Origin of the sequence: Pseudomonas sp. lyk4-TYG-107, from assembly GCF_030209055.1 — a bacterium.
Taxonomy (GTDB): Bacteria; Pseudomonadota; Gammaproteobacteria; order Pseudomonadales; family Pseudomonadaceae; genus Aquipseudomonas; species Aquipseudomonas putida_A.
In genome coordinates this window covers 1-19,773 of sequence record NZ_JARVST010000033.1, presented here as the reverse complement: position 1 = coordinate 19,773, position 19,773 = coordinate 1, and the positions used below count along the sequence as shown (strand labels likewise).

The window sequence follows — 19,773 nt, the reverse complement described above, 5'->3', positions numbered from 1 at the left end:
AACTGACGAAACATCTGACAGCGTTTTCCGAATCTGGTGCGCTTCCGTAACAAGTTGAAACATGTGATTGATGAAATCCTGTTCATTTGGAAACCACTGTCATTCAGCTACTGGTCAGTGGTGCCCACCGTGATAGCCGCCACCGTGATAACCGCGTCCGTAGCCGCCGCGATAGCCGTGACCACCGTAGTAATAGCGCCCGCCACCGTAGTAGCGCGGGCCGTAATAACCGCCGTAGTAATACGGTGAGTAATAGCCGGGATAGTAGTAAGTGGCAGGGTAAGCATCGTAAGGACCGGCGTAGTAATAACACCCGGACAGCCCCAAGCCGAGCACCGCTCCCAGCAGCACCCGGCGCAACAGTTTTGAAGTACTCATGACGGCCTCCTGAAAGACCAGCGGCCGCAGCAAGACAGCGCAGCCGACACAGTTTTGACTGTCAGGTCCGGGGCAAGTGCCGGGCGCGCAAAGGCTTCAGATCAGCGGTGTCAGTCACACTGAAAATCCTCTGTGGGAGCGGGCTTGCTCGCGAAAGCGGTGGGTCAGTGACGAATCACTGACTGACAGGACGCCTTCGCGAGCAAGCCCGCTCCCACAGTTAGCCTGCGTAATGTCCAGGAATACATCGGTGCCGCCACCGTACATGCTGATGACACCTTGCATACCCTGCTGTCTCGGGCCGATCATGCGATGTAGCAGGCCAGACAAACTGGCCGTAACCGCAATTGCGTGGAAATGCCTTACTCGTCCTATGCCTGATTCCGACATCAAACCCGACCTCTGCCCGGCCTGTGGCGCGCGCAACGACTGCACCCTGGCCGACCCGCGCACTGCCGACCAAGCCTGCTGGTGCTATGCCGTGAGCATCGATCCGGCAGTGCTTGAAGCCTTGCCCGCAGCGCTGCGCAATCAATCCTGTCTGTGCCCGCGCTGCGCGCAGGTCGAGGCGCAACTGCAAGCAGCGGTGCGACCGATCCCGTAAGATACGCGCCCCTTTATCCGCCGATTCCTGACCATGCGCGTCGACCGTTTCCTCAGCAACCTGCCCCGCTACAACCGTCAGCAGGTTCGCCTGTTGCTGGTGGAAAAGCGCGTGCGGATCGACGGAAAAGTCGTCAGCGACCCGCACAGCGAAGTGCTGGAATTCAGCCGCGTCGAAGTCGACGAAGAAGTCCTGCAACTCGGCAAACCGGCACGCTACTTCATGCTGCACAAGCCGCCGGGGTGCGTCAGTGCCACCCGCGATCCGCAGCACCCGACCGTGCTTGACCTGATCGATGAACCGGACAAGGACGACCTGCACATCGCCGGACGCCTCGACTTCAACACCACCGGGCTGATGCTGATCACCAATGATGGCAGCTGGTCGCGACGCCTGACCCAACCGCAGACCAAACTGCCGAAGGTCTATTACGTGGAGACCGAACAGGAGATCGGGCCGCAATACGCGCTGACGTTTGCCGATGGCATCTACTTCGCCTTTGAAAACCTGACCACGCAACCGGCGCAACTCGAAGTGCTCGGCCCAAGAGCGGCGCGCCTGAGCATCGTCGAGGGTCGCTACCATCAGGTGAAGCGCATGTTTGGTCACTTCAACAACAAAGTGTTGCGCCTGCATCGCGAATCCATGGGCCCGCTGTCGCTGGATAACGCGCTAAAACCGGGCGAGTACCGCGCTTTGCGCACCGAAGAGATTCATTTGTTCTAAGCCGGCGACCGCTCAGCAGAAGTTGTCGAACAATTTACCAACGGCACTTGCGCGATCCCGCTCCCACTGCTTGAATCAGGACGTCGGCCAAATTGTGACCGACGAGTCACAACATACTTCCAAGAAACTTTTTGCCGGTCGTCAGCCCTCGGGTTGCGCCTCAGCCGGCAGACTGCCCGCCAATAACAACACCCGTCGACCGCAGTCATGGATCGACATGGGCCAAGCAAATTCCAGGCGTATGCCTACCTGTCACAAAGCTCGTGCAATCTCTATTTGCGCGCATACCCGCTTGCTTGCCAGGAGTCTTATGACATGAGGCCAGAAATCGCTGTGCTGGATATACAGGGTCAGTATCGGGTTTACACGGAGTTCTATCGCGCAGACGCCGCAGAAAAGACCATCATCCTGGTCAACGGCTCGATGGCCACGACTGCGTCGTTTGCACAGACTGTGAAAAACCTGCACCCGCAATTCAACGTGGTTTGCTACGACCAGCCCTACGCGGGCCGGTCGAAAATCCACAATCGTCACGAGAAACATCTGACCAAGGAAGTCGAAGGGCAGATCCTGCTGGAGCTGATCGACCACTTCGGCGCCGAACACGTGCTGTCGTTTTCCTGGGGGGGAGCGGCGACCCTGGTTGCCCTTTCGCACCAGCCGCGGCGTATCGAGAAAGCCGTGATCAGCTCGTTCTCGCCGGTGATCAACGCACACATGCTTGATTACCTTGAGCGCGGTGTCGATTACCTCGGCCAGCGCGATGGCGACCGCGTCGGGCACCTGGTCAACAGCACTATCGGCAAACACCTGCCGTCACTGTTCAAGCGCTTCAACTATCGCCACGTCAGCAGCTTGGCCGAACACGAATACGGGCAGATGCACTTCCACATCAGTGAAGTACTGCACAGCGATCGCCAGTGCTATTTGAATGCGGCGAAGAAGATCAACGTGCCGGTGTTGTTTCTCAACGGCGAATGGGATGAATACACCGCCGCCGAAGACGCCCGGATATTCGGCAACCATGTGGCGCACAGCACCTTCACCACGCTGCAGGCCACCGGCCACTTCCTCGACATGGAGCACAAGGCTGCATGCCGCGATAGCCAGAACGCCCTGCTGGGTTTCCTGAAACCCTCACCGCAGTCGAGCCGAACGCGCTACGCGTTCGTCCAGGATCACCATGCATTGGCCATTTGAAAAAGCGTCGTCGCGAGCGAGTCTGTGGGGCTGAAAAACCAGCATTGATTGCCCTGCAGATTTGCCCGCGAATGACCGTTTTCAATGCTGTAACGCGCTGCGAGCAAAAGAAAAACTTCAAATCTGCGCCCGACTCTGGTACAAAGTCAGCCGCTCTGAGCGGGTATAGTTTAGTGGCAAAACGAAAGCTTCCCAAGCTTTAGTTGAGGGTTCGATTCCCTCTACCCGCTCCACTCATTCAGGTCTCACGTCGTGTTATGACGGAGGATGCAGGAACAGAAAAACCGGCCTACAGGGCCGGTTTTTTTGTGTCCGGGATTTTGTGGGAAGGCACCATGAATGATGATTCTCCTGATTCGGACCTCTCCTCAACCAAATTTGAATAATTCCATTTTTCTGTGGGTTATTGCGATTTTTAAAAGATAAGCCACAATAAACAGGAATAACGCATGGATGACAATTTCCTGGATAAATCCAGAATTACCGGGTTTAAAGTAGCTTTTGAGGTGTAAGACCCATTATGTTGGATTTGAGCCTTAGCAAGCCAAGTGAGGTCGTCAAGCGGATCTGTGAACGCCTGCGCACTGATCGACTCGCTCTGGAGATGACACAAGCAGATGTGGCCGCACGTGCCGGCATCGGAACCAACACGGTATCCAATCTTGAGGCCGGGCGTAATGTGGGCTTCGAAAATCTGGTGCGCGTCGCCATGGTACTTGGACGCAGCAAGGAACTCGAAAATCTGTTCCTGCCAAAGCTTGAAACTCTGGACGACATCCTGCGCTACGAAAACAGCGCCAAGCGTCAACGCATCAAAAGGAAATCCGAAAATGCTTGAGCGAGTGGACGTCTACTACGAAGGCTGGGGTGAACATTGGCAGTGGGGCACGCTGGCTTCCACCACAGCTCTGACCGGTCGGCCGCTGGTCGTGTTTGAGTACAGCGACGAAGCGAAAAAAAGAGGACTCGAACTTTCGTCCCTGAAACTTCCTTTACAAGGCGCAAAATTAAGCCGGGATTTCCCGCAACATCAGTTGGGATTGCCAGGCCCCGTCTATGACTCGCTGCCCGACGGTTGGGGCATGCTGCTGATGGATCGTCTATTCAAACGTCGCGGCCTGAATCCCGCACGCATCGGCCCCTTGGAGCGACTGGCCTACATTGGCAACAATGCCATGGGCGCCATGTCGTTCAAGCCTGTGGCGCCTGAGGTGCTAGAACCGCAGATGCATGTTCCCATTGAATTGCTTGCAGCCGAAGTGCAGCAAGTGCTCAAAGGTGAAGGGGGTGAGCTTCTTCAGAAGTTGTTGCTGGTGGGAGGATCTCCGCAAGGTGCCAGACCAAAAGCTCTGGTCTATCGCGATCCTGATACCGGGACGTTCACCACTGCCGCCACTCCGGATTTTGAAGCATGGCTGGTGAAGTTCCCGGCCCAGCACGAACACCCCGAAGTGTGCGCTATCGAAATGATCTATGCCGAGTGCTTGCGCCTCTGCGGCATTCAAACACCAGACACGCAATACTTCAGTCTGTCAGACGGAATGACTGCCTTCGCCAGCAAACGCTTTGATCGACAGGACGGGCTGCGCGTCCCCATGCAAAGTCTCGCAGCTTTCACCGGAGCAGATTTTCGATCCCCCGGAGCATTGGACTACGCCAACTTCCTGCGCGCGACGCAGAGATGCACCAATGATGTACGAGAAAAAGCTCGAGCGTTCGAGCGAGCTGTATTCAACGTTGCGTTCCACAATCGAGACGATCACCCCAAAAACTTTGCCTACACCATGTCACGAACTGGCGACTGGAAATTAGCCCCGGCCTACGATGTGACCTTTTGTGAGGGGCCGGGTGGGTATCACCAGATGGATGTGATGGGCGAAGCGTTGGAAATCGACCGAAAGGCCATGCTTGGACTGGCAGCAGAAGCGGAGGTTAGTGCCTATGAGGCAGGAGTTATCATTGAGCGCTTTTGCGACGTATCCAGCCAATTCTCAACTGTGGCAAATGATCGTTATCCTGGCGCGATCACTCAGGAAACCCTGCGTACCATTCAAAGCCGAATTGATCACAACATCAAGTTGTTGCGATGACTGCATATCCTTGCAAATCACACTTTTTGAAACCCTGAGGATTTTTCCGACATTACAGATCCACAACACACCGACGGTTCTCACCTTCCCCACGACCCGCTAGCATTTCCCCATCACCCACCACCCTCCCCCTGCGCGGCCATCGACGAATACGCGTTTTGACTTTCGAGGGACTCCATGGCGCGGCCTCTGTGCCGCTGATGACCGAACTCAAAAGACCACTTCCCCCCATGACGCAAAATATTTACGACGATCCGGAGTTTTTCCAGGGCTACAGCCAGATGAACCGCTCTATAGGCGGCCTCGATGCCGCGCCGGAGTGGCCGGCGCTCAAGGCGTTGCTGCCATCGATGCACGACTTGAATGTGGTCGACCTCGGCTGCGGCTATGGCTGGTTCAGCCGTTGGGCCAGTGAACATGGCGCCGCCCATGTGCTGGGGCTGGATGTCTCGGAAAAGATGCTGGAGCGGGCGCGCGAAACCACAGCGGCGGCGAACATCCGCTATGAACGCGCCGACCTCGAACATCTCGACTTGCCGGCCTGCAGTTTCGATCTGGCCTACAGTTCGCTGGCGCTGCACTACATCAAGGATCTGGCCGGACTGTTCGCCCATCTGTACGCGGCGCTGAAACCGGGTTCGCATTTTGTGTTCTCCATCGAGCACCCGATCTTCATGGCCCCGCGCAATCCAGGCTGGCTGGTCGACAGCGATGGCCACAAGCGCTGGCCGCTGGACAGCTATCAGATGGAGGGCGAGCGGGTGACCCACTGGCTGGCCGACGGGGTGATCAAGCAGCACCGCACGATGGGCACGCTGTTGAATTCGTTGATCGCGGCGGGTTTTGCCATTCGCCATGTCAATGAATGGGGGCCGAGCGATGCGGAGGTGGCGGCGCAACCAGCGCTGGCTGAAGAGCGGGAGCGGCCGATGATGTTGTTGGTGGCGGTGCAGCGCTAATTCGCGGCATATGCATTGTGGCGAGGGAGCTTGCTCCCGCTGGGGCGCGAAGCGCCCCGAATATCTTGGGCCTGCTCCGCAGTCCAGCGGGAGCAAGCTCCCTCGCCACAGAATGGGTGTTTGCCGTTACCGAGTCGCGACGATAAATAGCCGTGGAAACGGCAACAGCACCGAACCATCCGGCAACGCCGGATAAGCCTCGGCAACCGCCGCCATATACTGCGTGAGATATTGCGCCCGCTCCTCTTCAGTCAGCGGGCTCAGAAACGGAATCAAGCCACTGCCCTTGAACCACTCCACCACCCCCGCCGCTCCACCGGACAACTGATGGTGATAGGTGGTGCGCCACACATCGACCCGCGAACAGTGCAGACGCAACATCGAGAAGTAATCGCTGGCACTCGCCATGTCTGTGCGCTGTCCGGCGGCGCCTGCCAGTTTCGCGGCCCACGGGCCGTTGGCGGCAACTTCGCGCATCAGTCGATGGGAAGGTTCGTTGAGGTTGTCCGGCATCTGGATCGCCAGACTGCCACCGTCCGAAAGTTTAGCCGCCAACGCCGACAGCAATGTCGCGTGATCCGGCACCCATTGCAGCACTGCATTGGCGAAGATCACATCGAACGGGCCTTGATCCCCCCAACTATCGATTTCTGCGACCTCGAACTGCAACTGCGGGAGGCGCTTGCGCGCGGCGTTGACCATGTCCGGCGAACTGTCGAGCCCCCTGACCTGGGCCTGCTCAAAACGCTGCACCAGCAATTCGGTGGAATTACCCGGGCCACAACCGATATCGACCACCGATCGCGCCTGAACCGTGGGAATCGCCGCCAGCAGATCACGTGCCGGGCGGGTGCGTTCATCTTCGAAAGCGACGTATTGTCTGGCGGACCAACTCATTGCGTTCTCCTGTCGGGACATTCCTGCGGTTCGTCACAATACAGGCAGCGCTGCGCGCAGTTCCAGACAGGCTTATTGCAAGGGATGTCTTCACCCTCACAATTATTGGCAGACGTCATTTGTAAGTAGAATTTTCATCGCGCCCCGGATGTCTGAATTTCAAGCTCTCCCAATAAGGAACACGGCAATGAAATTCGCGAAAATCTCCCAGACCCTGGCCCTCTGGGCCGGCAGCCCGAAAACCTTCATGGGCGCATTGATCCTGATTTTTCTGTGGGGGTTGAGTGGGCCGATTTTTGATTTCAATGACACCTGGCAACTGATCATCAACACCTCGACCACGATCATCACTTTTCTGATGGTGTTCCTGATCCAGAACACGCAGAACCGCGATACCGACATCCTGCATCTGAAGCTCGATGAGTTGTTGCGGGTGAACAAGGAAGCGCAGAACGCAATGCTCGGGCTGGAATCGCTGGATCTCAAGCAACTCGAGGCGCTGCGCAAGCATTACCGCAGCCTGGGGGAAAGCGAGGTATTCGATCTTGAAGGGCTGGGGGAGAAGAGCAAGCCGAAGCAGGATTTGAATGACTGCTAAGTAGAGTTAAAAAAGCAAAAGATCGCAGCCTGCGGCAGCTCCTACATTGAACGGTGTAGGAGCTGCCGCAGGCTGCGATCTTTTTATTTGCCGGTGGTATCAGCGACTGGCTTGCAGCGCTCGGGCCATTTCCAGATGGCTTTGCAGTTTTGGCAGCGTCTCGTCGGCAAATGCCTTGATTTCCGGCACGTCGGTCGACTGCGCTTCCTGCTGGATCTGCTGGATGGCCTCTTCGGTCGCTTTCACTTGGCTCGCGGCGTAGGCCTGGTCGAAGGTTTCACCGTCCTTGACCTGAGGGATCATGGTCTTGGCCTTGTCGGCAATTTCTTCACGGGGAGCGACCGGCAGATCGAGTTTCTTCGCGATCTTCGCCAGATGCTGGTTGGCCGTGGTGCGGTCATTGATCACGACAATGGTGTAATCCTTGACCTCTTTGGATTCGGATTTCTGGTGCGCCAGCCGGCTGGCTTCAATGTCGGCCATGCCTTTGGCGGACGCATCGTTGATGAAGTCGGCAGGCGACTGGGCGAATGCTGTGCCCGCGAACAAACCCAACAGCGTGGCAAAACTGAAACGACGTATCTGGGTGGCCATCCGGCTCATGGTCGCGCCCTCCTATCTCTGCAAATTCAAGCGGGGGCTTGCGCCCCCGCCTCTCAATCAAAACTACCTCACCGACTACTTCGACTTCTGAGCTGGCTTGCGGCCCATTTCGGTTTTCGCAGGCTCTTTGTCGACTGTCGTGGTGGTGGTTTTCCCACCTTTGCGACCGGCTTCAGAGGCCTTCGTTCGATCGTTGGCGAAGTTTCCCGAGTTCGAGTTTCTTGAATTAGGCATGATTCTCTTCCTCTTGGTGTTGATCGTTGGCGAGCAGATGCCCGCCTAGATTGAGAATTGCCGGACTGCCAAAGGTTTAGAAAAGTTGCCCGCGCCGCGACGAACGGCGCGCACTGTTTCAGCTATCCACCGCCCGATGATTGAGGCGTTTGGCGGCGTACATCGCTTGGTCGGCATGCCGGAACAATTGTTGCTCCTCACTGCCATGTTCGGGATAACGGGCCACGCCGATGCTCGGTTCGATATACAGGTTGTGACCGTCCAGGCGCATCGGCTGCACCAGCACCTGGCGGATTTTTCCGGCCACGATGTCGGCGTCTTCAGCGGCGTGAACGCTGTGCAACAGCACCACGAATTCGTCGCCACCGATGCGCGCCACGGTATCGGTGTCGCGTACGCAGCCCTTGAGCCGACTCGCCACCGTTTGCAGCAGCATGTCGCCGACCGCATGGCCAAAGGTGTCGTTGACCTGTTTGAAGCGATCCAGATCGACGTACAGCAGCGCCATGTTTCCCGAGGTTTCCCGGGCACCGGCCAGCGCAGCCTTGAGACGGTCTTTGAGCAACCCGCGATTGGGCAATTGGGTCAGTTGATCGTACTGCGCCATGCGTTTGAGCCGCGCGTGCAGTTGCTGACGCTCGATGGCGGTGGCGACCTGGGCGCAGACGTATTGCAGCAGTTCCTTGTCCTGCTCGGTGTAACGCTCGCCGCCCGGCAGGCTTTTGACGATCAGCGCACCGATGGTGCCGTTCTTCGAATTCAGCGGCACACCGAGCCAGCACGGTGAGTCCTGCCCCGCCACCAGCGCCGCGAAGTCGGGCGAGGCGTCGGGGCTGTCCGGCGTCAGCAGAATCGGCTGACCGCTGCGGATGACCTGCGCACACAAACGCCCGGTGACGGTGCCCGGTTGCTCGGGCTGCAATTCGTGATCGTCGACGTGATAAGGAAAATTCAGCTGCGCACAGTGCTCGTCGTACAGCGCCACGGAGAAATTCAGCGCCGGCAGCCACTCACCGATGATCAGGTGGATGCGTTTGAACAGCGCCAGCAAGTCTTCGGCGACATGCGCCGCCTCGGAAATCGCGTACAGCGCAGCCTGACGCGATTCCGCCTGCTTGCGCTCGGTGATGTCGCGGGCCACGGCGATGCGCAGTTGATCGACCTCCGACCAGCGCGCCGACCAGAGGATGTTGACGATGCGGCCATCCTTGCGCACGTAACGGTTTTCGAAATTGTGCTTGGGTTCGCCGCCCATGATGTCGTGGGCGGCGGCGAGCGTGCGCTGGCGATCTGCGGGATGCACCAGCTCGATCATCGACCGACCGATCAACTCGTCAGGCGTATAACCAAAAATACGCTCGCAGGCAGCACTGACAAAAACGAAACGGCCCTGCCTGTCCACCGCGCAGACGGCATCGAGCAACAGGTCCATATAACTCGCCAACGGCGCGGAATTTCGGCTTTCCATGGTTCAGCGTGGGTGTCCGGACAATGCAGCACTGTTCAACCATCCCTGACCCTTTGTTCACGCATCCCTGCACACAAATTCAAGCCTTGTTCGGCAGCAATCCCGGTAGTGCGTGCATCAGTGCGTTGATCGCAAAACCGATGAACATCACGCCACACAAACGCGTGATCATCAGCTCGTGGCGCTGATACAGCGTGCGCACCCGTCGGGCGCCGACAACGCCGATCAAGATAGCGTAAGCCAGCAATCCGCCGAGAAAGCTCAGGGCGATCAGCCCCGGCAGCATCGACCAGTTGAGCAGTTCGGCGCGGCTCGACAGCAGCGCCGTAAACGTCGCCACCGCTACCGGATACGCCTTGGGATTGGTCAGGCCGAACAGGATGCCGTGCCAGAACGGCTGACGCGCCGCGCCCTGCGGCTGATCAGCGCTGCGCCGCTGGGCTCGCACTGCGCGCCAGCCGAGCCAGAACAGGTACAAACCGCTGAGCACACCCAGCACATCGAATGCGGTGCTGCCGATCTCGCGGGCACCGACGATGGCGATCAGCGCGGTGCTGCACCAGACCACATCGCCAAGCAAATGCCCACAAAGAAACCCGGCCCCGGCCCGTCGCCCATGCGCCGCACCGATGCCGAACACCGCCAGAACACCCGGCCCGGGCGTGATGCCGTATATGAAACCCGAGGCCAGAACGGCCATTAGCAGCGATGGAGTCATGGAAAACCTGCTGGCGCCAGTACAAATGATGGCCAGTCTATATCAGCCCAATGTGTCTGATCACGACGCGTCGTAAAAACGCATGCCCGTGTACGGTTTCAACCGACAGGCTGCCAGTCGCGAAGCCAGATTGCCGACATGAGCCTCAAGCTTGTGGCCATCAGGGTCAAGAAAGTAGAACGACGCACCTTCGCTGCGGTTGTCGCGCCACTCCTGTACGTTCGCCACTTTTAGCTTCTGCACGAACGATGAAAAATCCGCCTCGGCCAGACTGAATGCGTAATGGGTGTAGTCGACGGACGGCGCTGCGCTGCGCTGTGCGTCCAGCGACAGACACACCCACAACCCCGGCAGCGACAGATAGGCACCGGCGTCCCACGTGGCTTCGACGCGCAGACCGAGCATATCGCGATAGAACGCCAGGCTGCGGGGCAAATCGCTGACAGCGAGGGTCAGGTGGTTGAGGCCGGTGAGCATGGGTCAGTAACCTCTGAGGTCTTCAGGGACGTTGTACTGCTGGCCATCGTACGTCAGGGTGATCTGTTTTTTCTTCAGGTCGGTGTTTGTCGAAACGCACTGATTGCCGGACTTGGTGTTTTTCATTTTGCTGCCGGTGGTGGTGACGATCAGATCGGCGAAACCATTGTGGCTCGTTGGAGCGATCTCGAGCGTTCGGCGGATTTTCTTGCTGTAGCCCTCGCAGTCATTCGCGAACTCACCGTTGTCCTTGAAGACCACCAGGCCTTCAAGCACCGGACGTAACTCGTCGCCCTCGCGCACATACAGCGCCAGATCGGTTTTCTCGTAGGGAATGGCATGGGAACTGTGAACGAACTTCGCGCGCAGCCCAAACGCGCGGATGTCCGACGTCAATCGGTAGCGCGCCGTGTCGATGCGTACGTCATCCAGGCGCACGGCATCGGAGTTGTAGGCGCCCGGCTTACGGTAGGTGGCGATGGGTTTGGCGTTGCTCGCATTGAGGAGCGCCAGGTCCAGATCGAACGCCCCGGCATCGTCACCACCAGAATCGGCCAGATAGGTGGATTTGACCGAAATCGCCTGACTCGGGAACGCCGGCCAGACGTTGCAGCGTGACATGGATTTGCCGTCGAAACTCTTGGTGGTGCAGGCGGCGTGGGCTTGGGTGGTGATGGCCAGCAAACCGAAGGCGATCAGGAGTCTGGTGGGGTTAAGCATGGTTCTTCCTTGATAAGTGTCGTGTCTGGCTGGCGGGTTACAGGCCTTGGAAACCGTTTGGCAAAACGTATGATTTTCCGTCGTAGTGCAATGTTGTCAAAACGGGTTTGTTGTCAGTGGTTTTAGTTTTACATGCGTCTCCCGTCCCCACACTTGTTGTGTCTTTCTCCAAGGTTTTGACAATCAGATCTGCATAGCCGTGAGAGCTCGTTTTAGCGATTTCTACCGTTCTTGAAATCTCATATCGCTCGCCTTCGCAGTCACCATCCCACTCGCCGCCATACCGATAAACCACTAATTTATCCAATACCGGGCGCAATTTTTCGCCCTCTTTCACGTAGAGCGAAAGCAGGTTTTCTTCCATCGGATTGATCCGGGATCCATTAGTGGATAACGCACGTACGCCAAAGGCACGAAGATCGGTAGTCAGTGTGTAGCGAGCCGTATCGAGCGTTATTTCTCGCAAACTGACGCCATCCAATACAAATGCAGCCGCTTTGTAATAAGTCGCAATGGGTTTCGATTGAGCGGTGTCCAGAACGGACAAGTCGAAATCGTAGGTACTCAGCGCTTCTGGGTCATCAGATGGGGATCCGCGCTTAAACTGTGCAGTGGCGTTGATGGTTAATCCTGGATATGCAGGCCACTCCTTGCAGACAGAAAGATCCAGATCTCCTGCCATCGGTGTTGGCACGCAACCAGCCAACACCTGCCCCGCCATCAACCACCCACTCAGGGCCACCCACCCGATCCATCCAGACTTCACTGTCACACCCCACTCCTTGATAACGTTTTCAGCCGCGCACTATCCCCTCCTCAATCCGGCGATTCAACCAGTTCAACGCCTGATCCCCACCCCGGCGCTTATGCCACGCCAGCACAAACGTGAACGGCGCAATCTCGAACGGTGGCGGCAGCACAATCAGCTCCTGCTGATCAATCTCGCGCACGCTGCGTGACGACACCGTGAGAATCAGATCCGTACCGCTGATCAACTCGGGGGCGACGTTCCAGTGCGGCAGGCTAATGGCGACGCGGCGGCGTTCGCGCAGTGAGGTCAGCGCCCGCTCGATTTCCGGGGTGCCGCTGCCGCGCATTTCCAGCAAAACATGCGGGCGCGACAGGTAGGTCGGCAAATCCAGTACGCCGTCGGCCGGCAAGCTGCGGCGATCCAGCAGGCAGACGTAGCGCTCTTCGAACAGCACGCTGCTGCGCAACTCGTTGGGCATTTCCGGGAACACCCCGGCGGCCAAATCGATGTCACCGTTGAGCACACCCTCCAGCATGCCCTCGCGGCTGGCATGGCTGATTTGCAGGTCGATGCCCGGGGCCTCTCGGCGCAAGGTGCGGATCAGATCGGGCAGGATGATGGCCGCGCCGTAGTCGGACATCGCCACACGAAAGGTTCGCCGCGCAGTGGCCGGACCGAAAGTGTTCGGCGCCAGCAGCGATTGCACCTGGGCCAACGCTTCGGCCAGTGGCGCAACCAGTTCCAGCGCCCGCGCCGTGGGCACCAGCGTCGAACCGGCGCGCACCAGCAGCGGATCGCCGAGCAAGTCGCGCAGCCGCGCCAGCGCATGGCTGACCGCCGGTTGACTCAGGTGCAGCCGCTCGGCAGCGCGGGTGACATGTTGCTCGCTGAGCAAAGCATCGAGGACCACCAGCAGGTTGAGATCGATACGGCGTAGATCATTCATCTTGTGCATGTTCTGGATGACAAAACGGAATTTAAATCTGCGCGACGAATACCCTAGAGTCCAGCAAAACCTGTTGGAGAGTGAGCATGAGTACGTTGCAGTGGGTTGGCTTGTTGCTGCTGGCCGCGTTTGCCGGGGCGGTGGTGCCGTTTCAAAGTGCGATCAACAGCAACCTGGCGCGGGGCCTCGGCCATCCGCTATGGGCAACCTTGGCCTCGTTGCTGGTGAGTGTGTTGGTGCTGTTGCCGGTGATTCTGGCGTTGCGCCTGCCGCTGCCGTCGCTGGGGTTTATCAGCAAGGCGCCGTTGTGGATGTGGGCTGGCGGTGCGTTCGGCGTGTGCTTTGTGGCGCTGGCGGTGATGTTGCTGCCGAAGCTCGGCGCGTCGGGGTTTGTTGCGCTGGCCTTGGCCGGCCAGGTGATTGCGTCGATGCTGCTGGATCACTTCGGGTTGTTTGGGCTGGTGGAGAAACAGCTGACGGCGTCGCGGGTATTGGGCGCGTTGTTGCTGATTGGCGGGGTGGTGTTGATTCAGTTTGGTGGGGTGTTTGAGCGGAATGTGGCGGCGGTTGGCTGATCTGAGAGCTCATGGTTTTGTGGTGTTGACGAGTCAGTCTTCGCGAGCAGGCTCGCTCCCACAGTTGATCGCATTTCAACTGTGGGAGCGGGCTTGCTCGCGAAAGGGCCGGTGAGTTCGGCTAAAAAATATCAGGACGGCGCATCTCAAAACGCATTACGGAAAATCTCCTCGATCTGCCGCTGATCCGCCGCCCGTGGGTTGGTCAGACCGCACGCGTCTTTCAATGCGTTGGTGGCGAGCACTGGAATATCGCTGAGCTTGGCGCCGAGTTCACGCAGGCCGCCGGGAATATCGACGTCCCTGGCCAGACAACGGATCGCATTGATCGCCGCCTGAGCGCCCTCTTCCGGGCTGAAACCACGGATGTCCGCACCCATGGCGTGAGCGACGTCAGTCAGGCGTTCGGCACAGATCAACGCGTTGAAGGTCTGCACATGCGGCAGCAGCACGGCGTTGCACACGCCATGGGGCAAGTCGTAGAAACCGCCCAACTGGTGGGCCATGGCGTGCACGTAGCCAAGCGATGCGTTGTTGAACGCCATGCCGGCGAGGAACTGCGCGTAAGCCATGTTTTCCCGCGCCGCGAGGTCGCTGCCGTCACGCACGGCCAGGCGCAGGTTGTTGCTGATCAGGGTCATGGCCTTCAGCGCGCAGGCGTCGGTGATCGGGTTGGCCGCAGTCGAAACGTAGGCTTCGATGGCGTGGGTCAGCGCGTCCATGCCGGTGGCGGCAGTCAGGCTTTTCGGCATCGCGACCATCAGGGCCGGGTCGTTGACCGACAGCAGCGGCGTGACGTTGCGGTCGACGATGGCCATTTTCACGTGGCGCGATTCGTCGGTGATGATGCAGAAACGGGTCATCTCGCTGGCGGTGCCGGCGGTGGTGTTGATGGCGATCAGCGGTAATTGCGGCTTGCTCGATTGATCGACGCCTTCGTAGTCGCGGATCTGCCCGCCGTTGGTCGCACACAGAGCAATGCCCTTGGCGCAGTCATGGGGCGAACCGCCGCCCAGCGACACCACGAAATCGCAGCGACTGTCCTTGAGCAGCGCCAACCCGGCCTCGACGTTGGCGATGCTCGGATTCGGTTTGGCGCCGTCGAAGATCACCGAATCGATGTCCTGCATCGCCAGTTTTTCGGCAAGCATGGTCGCCACGCCAGCCTTGGCCAGCCCCGCGTCGGTGACGATCAGCGCCTTGCGAAACCCATAGTTGCGGATCGCAACCATGGCCTCGTCGAGGCATCCATTGCCCATGATGTTTACCGCCGGAATGAAAAAGGTGCTGCTCATGCGCGTCTCCTGACTGGGGCCGAATCGACTGCTCCGATACGGCGGATGTGCACAGGATCGACTGATCGGTCACCACCGATGTTGATCTGGCTCAATGCCCGCTCGTGATAAAGTCGCCGTCCATCCGCCCTTTGTTTTGAGACTGCCCACGCAATGACCGATTTTCTGGACGTCGACGCCACCCTCGAAGACTGGAGCGCCCTGCGCGCCACCGCCGACTTCAACGGTCTGCTGGTGGGCAATGGCGCCAGCCGCGCGGTGTGGGACGATTTTGGCTATGACTCGCTGTTCGAAAACGCGCGCACCGTGGAGGAGAAACCGCTGAGCCCATCGGAGCTGAGCGTGTTCGACGCGATGCAGACGCGCAGCTTCGAGCAGGTACTCGGCGCGCTGAAAACCACCAGCCGGGTCAACAAGGCGTTGGCCGTCAGCTCGGCGGCACCGCGCAATCGCTACTATGCGATCAAGGAAGCGCTGATCAACAGCGTGCACGCGGTGCACATTCCATGGCGCCTGGTGCAGGCCTCGACCCTGGCCACGCTCAATGAAGAACTGGCGCGGTATCGCACGGTGTTCACCACCAATTACGACCTGCTCAGCTACTGGGCGATCCAGCACCGCAGCGAGGCGATCGACGACCTGTTCAACGGTCCCGACGCCAGTTTCGATCTGAGCGCAAGCAGCAGCGCCAAACCGCGTCTGTTGTATCTGCACGGCGGGCTGCACCTGGTGCGCAATCAGGACGGCGCCGCGCGCAAACTGACCTCGACCGAGGGCACCCTGCTCGGCAGTTTCGCGATCAACAACACAATCAAGACCCTCGACGACGTGCCGCTGTTCGTCAACGAAGGGCCGAGCGCAGACAAGCTCAAGACTATCCGCAGTTCGGATTATCTGTCGTTCTGCTATGAGCAGTTATTGGGACACGCGCAGAACCTGTGCATCTTCGGTCATGCCTTGGGCGAGCAGGATGCTCACATCGTCAGGGCACTGCGTCTGGCAAAACCGGCGAGCGTGGCGATCTCGATTTATCCGCGCAGTGCGGCGTTCATCCAGCATCAGAAACGCCATTACGCCAAGGTGTTCGAGGGCACCGGGATTGAGTTGCGGTTTTTTGATGCGAAGACGCATGCGTTGGGTAATCCGAAGTTGTCGGTGCCGGTCGAGGTTTGATGTAAACCGGACTGACGCTTTCGCGAGCAAGCCCGCTCCCACAGGGGGAATGCATTCTAAATGTGGGAGCGGGCTTGCTTGCGAAGCTTTTTCTGGCGGCTCATTCTTCGCTGCTGTGCACCACCACCAGCAACTGCGCCTGCACCTCGCCCACCGATCTGATCCGGTGCGGCTTCTGCGCATTGAAGTGCAGCGCATCGCCACGTTCGAGCAGCACCCGCTCGTTCATGAAATCCACTTCCACCTGCCCTTCGTGGACGAACAGAAACTCCTCGCCCAAGTGCTCCTTGAAGGTTTTGTCGGTGAATTCGCGCGGCGGGTAGATGATGAACGGCAGCAGGTTGCGTTCGCTGACCTGATGCGCCAGCACCGCATACCCCGGGCTCTGATCGTTGGCCGCCAGTGACTGGCGTTCGTGGCTGCGTACCAGGCTGTAGCTGTCGAGGCTGACGTTGTCTTCGGAGAACAATTCCTCGACCTTCACGTTCAGCGCCTTCGCCAGTTTCAGCGCGGCCGCAATCGACGGGGTGTTCAGCCCGCGCTCGACTTTCGACAGATAACTCTTGGTCATACCGGATTTTTCAGCCAGTGCCTCAAGCGTTACGCCAAGTTTTTTTCTCAACAATTTCAAACGGATAGACATGCGCAGCAGTTATTCCATCAAGGAAACGACGATTGATGCTTGCTTATGACACTTTGTGTCATATAGGCTCTTTAGTGTCATTTGCAATCACCCAAAGGACACAGACATGGCCAAGACATTAGCACTACCCAAAGAGCAACTGGTCAAGCAAGCGCTGACCCAGATGCAAAACACCCTGGCGGATAATACGTGGACTGACCGGCAAAAGCTGGCGCTGACCTGCCGGATCCTGTTCGAGAGCGGTCACGACTCCGGTCTGGCCGGACAAATCACCGCTCGCGGCCCGCAGCCGGGGACCTATTACACTCAACAACTAGGCCTGGGTTTCGATGAAATCACCGCGAGCAATCTGCTGCTGGTCAACGAAGACCTGGAAGTGCTCGAAGGCCACGGCATGGCCAACCCGGCCAACCGTTTCCACAGCTGGGTCTACCGCGCCCGGCCGGACGTGAACTGCATCATCCACACGCACCCGACGCACATTGCCGCGCTGTCGATGCTGGAGGTGCCGCTGCAGATTTCCCACATGGACCTGTGCCCGCTGTACGACGACTGCGCGTTTCTCGAAGGCTGGCCGGGCGTGCCGGTGGGTAACGAAGAGGGCGAACTGATTGCCGGTGCACTGGGCGACAAGCGCGCGATTCTACTGTCGCACCACGGCCAACTGTCGACCGGCAGCACGATCGAAGAAGCCTGTGTCATCGCCCAACTGATCGAGCGCGCCGCCAAACTGCAGCTGCTGGCGATGGCCGCCGGCACGATCAAACCGATCATTCCGGCGCTGGGGCGCGAGGCCCATGACTGGGTGTCGAAACCCAAACGCCACGCCGCCGCCTTCAACTACTACGCCCGGCAGAACCTGCGCCAACACGCCGATTGCCTGAACTGATTTCAGCTTTTTCCGGAGACTCATCATGTCCAATATTCACGGCATCATCGGCTACACCATCACCCCGTTCGGCACCCACGGCGAAGGCCTCGATCTGCCGGCGCTCGGCCAATCGATCGATCGTCTGATCGACAGCGGCGTCCATGCCATCGCCCCGCTCGGCAGCACCGGCGAAGGCGCTTACCTCAGCGACGCCGAGTGGGATCAGGTCGCCGAGTTCAGCATCAAGCACGTGGGCAAACGGGTGCCGACCATCGTCAGCGTGTCCGACCTGACCACCGCCAAAGCCGTACGCCGCGCACGCTTCGCTGAAGCCCACGGCGCCGACGTGGTGATGGTGCTGCCGGCGTCGTACTGGAAGCTCACTGAAGCGGAAATCCTCGCGCACTACCGCGCCATCGGCGACAGCATCAGCGTGCCGATCATGCTCTACAACAACCCGGCCACCAGCGGCACTGACATGTCGGTGGAGCTGATTCTGCGCATCGTCAATGGCGTGGAAAACGTGACCATGGTCAAGGAGAGCACCGGCGACATTCAGCGCATGCACAAGCTGCAATTGCTCGGCGACGGTCAGGTGCCGTTCTACAACGGCTGCAATCCGCTGGCACTGGAGGCTTTCGCCGCCGGGGCCAAGGGTTGGTGCACCGCTGCGCCGAACCTGATCCCGCAGTTGAACCTGGATCTGTATGCGGCCGCTCTGGCCGGTGATCTGGAACGGGCGCGTGAGTTGTTCTACCGCCAGTTGCCGCTGCTGGACTTCATCCTCAAGGGCGGTTTGCCGGCGACGATCAAGGCCGGATTGCGCGAGACGGGGCTGGAGGTTGGTGATCCGCGCTTGCCGGTGTTTCCGTTGAGCGAAGCTGGGCAAGCTCAGCTAAAAGCAATCCTCAACACCCTGCGCTAACACACACAACCCCATGTGGGAGCGGGCTTGCTCGCGAGGCGGTGGATCAGTCACTGGAGATGTCGACTGACACGACGCCTTCGCGAGCAAGCCCGCTCCCACATTTTTGCTCTTCTGTGTTCTTCAGAGCACCGGCAAGGTCTTGTCCTTGATCACTTTGCTCGGCCCATTGGCCTTGACGCTCGCGATGCCTTTGGCACACGCGGCATCGTTGGAGTACGACTCGCTGCTGCCGATGATCTGATGGTTGGCAGCCTTGAGGTTGAAGTAAGGATGACCATCCTTGGTGGTCTTTTTCTCGTAGCGCTCATCCAGCGGGCTGTTGGTCTGCACGGAAGCAATGCCGTTGTCGGCAGCCGCGCGGGTGGTGTAGAGCTCGCTGGTGAGAATGGTTTCAGCGTTGGCGGCCTTCAGCACAAACCTGAACTGGCCGTTGCTGCTTTTGCTCACTTCGTACCATCCGGACATGCGCGTTTCTCCTTGGCGGTTGAGAGGTTTTGCGCCAATGAGTAAAGACCAGCCCAAGATTTCTGTCGCCTGTAATGGCCTCTTCGCGAGCAAGCCCGCTTGTGTCTGAGTAAGGGAATAAACTCTGAGGTGAGAGGGGTGGATGGCAAGCTGTGAGTCCGCGGTGCTTGAAGCACGAGTGGGAGCAAAGCTGCCATCCACCTTTCTACTCTGGCCCCTAAGCCCGAACAGTTGGACGAGCGCCACTCGAATCACAAGCGTGGGCAAAGCCAGAGCACTCTCACTTCTGAGTGTAAGAGGGTTTTGCCATGATTTCTTGGGTCGGCATCGATATCTCCAAATCCAATCTGGTCGTCTGGGTTCAACCACAGAAAGACGGCTTTGAAGTTCCCAATACCGTTGAAGGCTTTGATGTGCTGGTCGCGCGTTTAGGTCAGTACACGGTTGGCCGCGT

At 58.8% G+C, this 19,773-nt stretch carries 24 protein-coding genes and 1 tRNA gene; 12 read left to right on the top strand and 13 right to left on the bottom strand.

Annotated elements, in window-relative coordinates:
- Positions 1–114: 114 nt before the first annotated feature.
- Positions 115–378: a hypothetical protein gene (locus QRN61_RS25140; RefSeq protein WP_285376004.1), complete on the bottom strand. Its 264-nt coding sequence runs from the start codon at positions 376–378 to the stop codon at positions 115–117.
- Between the two features lie 373 nt (positions 379–751).
- Between QRN61_RS25140 and QRN61_RS25135 the strand changes: the two genes are divergently transcribed.
- From QRN61_RS25135 to QRN61_RS25105, 7 genes are all read left to right on the top strand, one after another.
- On the top strand, positions 752–982 hold the full coding sequence (locus QRN61_RS25135) for a cysteine-rich CWC family protein (RefSeq protein ID WP_225137841.1): 231 nt from the start codon (positions 752–754) through the stop codon (positions 980–982).
- A gap of 33 nt (positions 983–1,015) precedes the next feature.
- Positions 1,016–1,708, top strand: a complete 693-nt coding sequence (locus QRN61_RS25130) for a pseudouridine synthase (RefSeq protein ID WP_097086657.1) — start codon at positions 1,016–1,018, stop codon at positions 1,706–1,708.
- Between the two features lie 315 nt (positions 1,709–2,023).
- Positions 2,024–2,908 carry an alpha/beta fold hydrolase gene (locus QRN61_RS25125; RefSeq protein WP_285375998.1) on the top strand — a complete coding sequence of 295 codons (885 nt, stop codon included), beginning with the start codon at positions 2,024–2,026 and terminating at the stop codon, positions 2,906–2,908.
- 159 nt (positions 2,909–3,067) lie between these two features.
- A tRNA-Gly gene (locus QRN61_RS25120) sits at positions 3,068–3,141 on the top strand.
- A gap of 287 nt (positions 3,142–3,428) precedes the next feature.
- Entirely contained in the window at positions 3,429–3,746 is a 318-nt protein-coding gene (locus QRN61_RS25115) for a helix-turn-helix domain-containing protein (RefSeq protein WP_285375996.1), read from the top strand.
- Positions 3,739–4,998, top strand: coding sequence for a type II toxin-antitoxin system HipA family toxin (locus tag QRN61_RS25110; protein ID WP_103368260.1), 1,260 nt, complete (start codon positions 3,739–3,741; stop codon positions 4,996–4,998). The genes QRN61_RS25115 and QRN61_RS25110 overlap by 8 nt, the downstream gene beginning before the upstream one ends.
- 230 nt (positions 4,999–5,228) lie before the next feature.
- The gene (locus QRN61_RS25105; RefSeq protein ID WP_150370438.1) at positions 5,229–5,957 is read left to right on the top strand and encodes a class I SAM-dependent methyltransferase; all 729 of its coding nucleotides are present in this window, start codon (positions 5,229–5,231) and stop codon (positions 5,955–5,957) included.
- Between the two features lie 126 nt (positions 5,958–6,083).
- Here the strand turns inward: QRN61_RS25105 and tam are convergent, their stop codons facing one another.
- On the bottom strand, positions 6,084–6,854 hold the full coding sequence (gene tam, locus QRN61_RS25100; RefSeq protein WP_285375993.1) for a trans-aconitate 2-methyltransferase: 771 nt from the start codon (positions 6,852–6,854) through the stop codon (positions 6,084–6,086).
- 187 nt (positions 6,855–7,041) lie between these two features.
- On the opposite strand from tam, the gene QRN61_RS25095 reads away from it, so the two are divergent.
- Complete coding sequence (locus QRN61_RS25095) at positions 7,042–7,452, top strand: low affinity iron permease family protein (protein WP_027614440.1); 411 nt, start codon at positions 7,042–7,044, stop codon at positions 7,450–7,452.
- 99 nt (positions 7,453–7,551) lie between these two features.
- Here QRN61_RS25095 and QRN61_RS25090 read toward each other — a convergent pair whose 3' ends face one another.
- From QRN61_RS25090 to QRN61_RS25055, 8 genes are all read right to left on the bottom strand, one after another.
- Entirely contained in the window at positions 7,552–8,055 is a 504-nt protein-coding gene (locus QRN61_RS25090; protein ID WP_027614439.1) for a DUF4142 domain-containing protein, read from the bottom strand.
- A 75-nt stretch (positions 8,056–8,130) separates the two neighbouring features.
- Positions 8,131–8,289, bottom strand: coding sequence for a KGG domain-containing protein (locus QRN61_RS25085; RefSeq protein WP_003222499.1), 159 nt, complete (start codon positions 8,287–8,289; stop codon positions 8,131–8,133).
- 118 nt (positions 8,290–8,407) lie between these two features.
- Positions 8,408–9,757: a sensor domain-containing protein gene (locus QRN61_RS25080; protein ID WP_103368258.1), complete on the bottom strand. Its 1,350-nt coding sequence runs from the start codon at positions 9,755–9,757 to the stop codon at positions 8,408–8,410.
- A 79-nt stretch (positions 9,758–9,836) separates the two neighbouring features.
- Positions 9,837–10,475 carry a LysE family translocator gene (locus QRN61_RS25075; RefSeq protein WP_097086642.1) on the bottom strand — a complete coding sequence of 213 codons (639 nt, stop codon included), beginning with the start codon at positions 10,473–10,475 and terminating at the stop codon, positions 9,837–9,839.
- A gap of 60 nt (positions 10,476–10,535) precedes the next feature.
- Positions 10,536–10,952 (bottom strand): fosfomycin resistance glutathione transferase, encoded by a 417-nt coding sequence (gene fos, locus QRN61_RS25070; protein WP_103368257.1) that lies wholly within the window; start codon positions 10,950–10,952, stop codon positions 10,536–10,538.
- A gap of 3 nt (positions 10,953–10,955) precedes the next feature.
- Positions 10,956–11,672, bottom strand: a complete 717-nt coding sequence (locus tag QRN61_RS25065; RefSeq protein WP_096797071.1) for a PA3715 family protein — start codon at positions 11,670–11,672, stop codon at positions 10,956–10,958.
- Between the two features lie 37 nt (positions 11,673–11,709).
- Positions 11,710–12,444 (bottom strand): PA3715 family protein, encoded by a 735-nt coding sequence (locus QRN61_RS25060; protein ID WP_103368256.1) that lies wholly within the window; start codon positions 12,442–12,444, stop codon positions 11,710–11,712.
- Between the two features lie 22 nt (positions 12,445–12,466).
- A complete protein-coding gene (locus tag QRN61_RS25055) occupies positions 12,467–13,378 on the bottom strand; it encodes a LysR family transcriptional regulator (protein WP_178085244.1) in 912 nt (303 codons plus the stop codon).
- Positions 13,379–13,455: 77 nt separating this feature from the next.
- Between QRN61_RS25055 and QRN61_RS25050 the strand changes: the two genes are divergently transcribed.
- Positions 13,456–13,944 carry a DMT family transporter gene (locus QRN61_RS25050; protein ID WP_027614431.1) on the top strand — a complete coding sequence of 163 codons (489 nt, stop codon included), beginning with the start codon at positions 13,456–13,458 and terminating at the stop codon, positions 13,942–13,944.
- A gap of 146 nt (positions 13,945–14,090) precedes the next feature.
- Here QRN61_RS25050 and yiaY read toward each other — a convergent pair whose 3' ends face one another.
- Positions 14,091–15,239, bottom strand: coding sequence for an L-threonine dehydrogenase (gene yiaY / locus QRN61_RS25045; RefSeq protein ID WP_285375987.1), 1,149 nt, complete (start codon positions 15,237–15,239; stop codon positions 14,091–14,093).
- Positions 15,240–15,392: 153 nt separating this feature from the next.
- Here yiaY and QRN61_RS25040 point away from each other — a divergent pair, with 153 nt between their 5' ends.
- Positions 15,393–16,412, top strand: coding sequence for a DUF4917 family protein (locus QRN61_RS25040; protein WP_285375986.1), 1,020 nt, complete (start codon positions 15,393–15,395; stop codon positions 16,410–16,412).
- 100 nt (positions 16,413–16,512) lie between these two features.
- Here QRN61_RS25040 and QRN61_RS25035 read toward each other — a convergent pair whose 3' ends face one another.
- Complete coding sequence (locus QRN61_RS25035; RefSeq protein WP_027614428.1) at positions 16,513–17,055, bottom strand: helix-turn-helix domain-containing protein; 543 nt, start codon at positions 17,053–17,055, stop codon at positions 16,513–16,515.
- A gap of 106 nt (positions 17,056–17,161) precedes the next feature.
- On the opposite strand from QRN61_RS25035, the gene QRN61_RS25030 reads away from it, so the two are divergent.
- Positions 17,162–17,944 carry an aldolase gene (locus tag QRN61_RS25030; protein WP_103368249.1) on the top strand — a complete coding sequence of 261 codons (783 nt, stop codon included), beginning with the start codon at positions 17,162–17,164 and terminating at the stop codon, positions 17,942–17,944.
- A 22-nt stretch (positions 17,945–17,966) separates the two neighbouring features.
- Positions 17,967–18,851 carry a dihydrodipicolinate synthase family protein gene (locus QRN61_RS25025; RefSeq protein WP_285376124.1) on the top strand — a complete coding sequence of 295 codons (885 nt, stop codon included), beginning with the start codon at positions 17,967–17,969 and terminating at the stop codon, positions 18,849–18,851.
- 123 nt (positions 18,852–18,974) lie between these two features.
- On the opposite strand, the gene QRN61_RS25020 is transcribed toward QRN61_RS25025, so the two are convergent.
- On the bottom strand, positions 18,975–19,319 hold the full coding sequence (locus tag QRN61_RS25020; RefSeq protein WP_096797064.1) for a YegP family protein: 345 nt from the start codon (positions 19,317–19,319) through the stop codon (positions 18,975–18,977).
- Positions 19,320–19,773: the final 454 nt, after the last annotated feature.

Bases quoted from the DNA above. Each gene is read 5' to 3' on its own strand.
- QRN61_RS25140 (WP_285376004.1), bottom strand. From the start codon at position 378: ATGAGTACTTCAAAACTGTTGCGCCGGGTGCTGCTGGGAGCGGTGCTC.
- QRN61_RS25135 (WP_225137841.1), top strand. From the start codon at position 752: ATGCCTGATTCCGACATCAAACCCGACCTCTGCCCGGCCTGTGGCGCG.
- QRN61_RS25130 (WP_097086657.1), top strand. From the start codon at position 1,016: ATGCGCGTCGACCGTTTCCTCAGCAACCTGCCCCGCTACAACCGTCAG.
- QRN61_RS25125 (WP_285375998.1), top strand. From the start codon at position 2,024: ATGAGGCCAGAAATCGCTGTGCTGGATATACAGGGTCAGTATCGGGTT.
- QRN61_RS25115 (WP_285375996.1), top strand. From the start codon at position 3,429: ATGTTGGATTTGAGCCTTAGCAAGCCAAGTGAGGTCGTCAAGCGGATC.
- QRN61_RS25110 (WP_103368260.1), top strand. From the start codon at position 3,739: ATGCTTGAGCGAGTGGACGTCTACTACGAAGGCTGGGGTGAACATTGG.
- QRN61_RS25105 (WP_150370438.1), top strand. From the start codon at position 5,229: ATGACGCAAAATATTTACGACGATCCGGAGTTTTTCCAGGGCTACAGC.
- tam (WP_285375993.1), bottom strand. From the start codon at position 6,854: ATGAGTTGGTCCGCCAGACAATACGTCGCTTTCGAAGATGAACGCACC.
- QRN61_RS25095 (WP_027614440.1), top strand. From the start codon at position 7,042: ATGAAATTCGCGAAAATCTCCCAGACCCTGGCCCTCTGGGCCGGCAGC.
- QRN61_RS25090 (WP_027614439.1), bottom strand. From the start codon at position 8,055: ATGAGCCGGATGGCCACCCAGATACGTCGTTTCAGTTTTGCCACGCTG.
- QRN61_RS25085 (WP_003222499.1), bottom strand. From the start codon at position 8,289: ATGCCTAATTCAAGAAACTCGAACTCGGGAAACTTCGCCAACGATCGA.
- QRN61_RS25080 (WP_103368258.1), bottom strand. From the start codon at position 9,757: ATGGAAAGCCGAAATTCCGCGCCGTTGGCGAGTTATATGGACCTGTTG.
- QRN61_RS25075 (WP_097086642.1), bottom strand. From the start codon at position 10,475: ATGACTCCATCGCTGCTAATGGCCGTTCTGGCCTCGGGTTTCATATAC.
- fos (WP_103368257.1), bottom strand. From the start codon at position 10,952: ATGCTCACCGGCCTCAACCACCTGACCCTCGCTGTCAGCGATTTGCCC.
- QRN61_RS25065 (WP_096797071.1), bottom strand. From the start codon at position 11,672: ATGCTTAACCCCACCAGACTCCTGATCGCCTTCGGTTTGCTGGCCATC.
- QRN61_RS25055 (WP_178085244.1), bottom strand. From the start codon at position 13,378: ATGCACAAGATGAATGATCTACGCCGTATCGATCTCAACCTGCTGGTG.
- QRN61_RS25050 (WP_027614431.1), top strand. From the start codon at position 13,456: ATGAGTACGTTGCAGTGGGTTGGCTTGTTGCTGCTGGCCGCGTTTGCC.
- yiaY (WP_285375987.1), bottom strand. From the start codon at position 15,239: ATGAGCAGCACCTTTTTCATTCCGGCGGTAAACATCATGGGCAATGGA.
- QRN61_RS25040 (WP_285375986.1), top strand. From the start codon at position 15,393: ATGACCGATTTTCTGGACGTCGACGCCACCCTCGAAGACTGGAGCGCC.
- QRN61_RS25035 (WP_027614428.1), bottom strand. From the start codon at position 17,055: ATGTCTATCCGTTTGAAATTGTTGAGAAAAAAACTTGGCGTAACGCTT.
- QRN61_RS25030 (WP_103368249.1), top strand. From the start codon at position 17,162: ATGGCCAAGACATTAGCACTACCCAAAGAGCAACTGGTCAAGCAAGCG.
- QRN61_RS25020 (WP_096797064.1), bottom strand. From the start codon at position 19,319: ATGTCCGGATGGTACGAAGTGAGCAAAAGCAGCAACGGCCAGTTCAGG.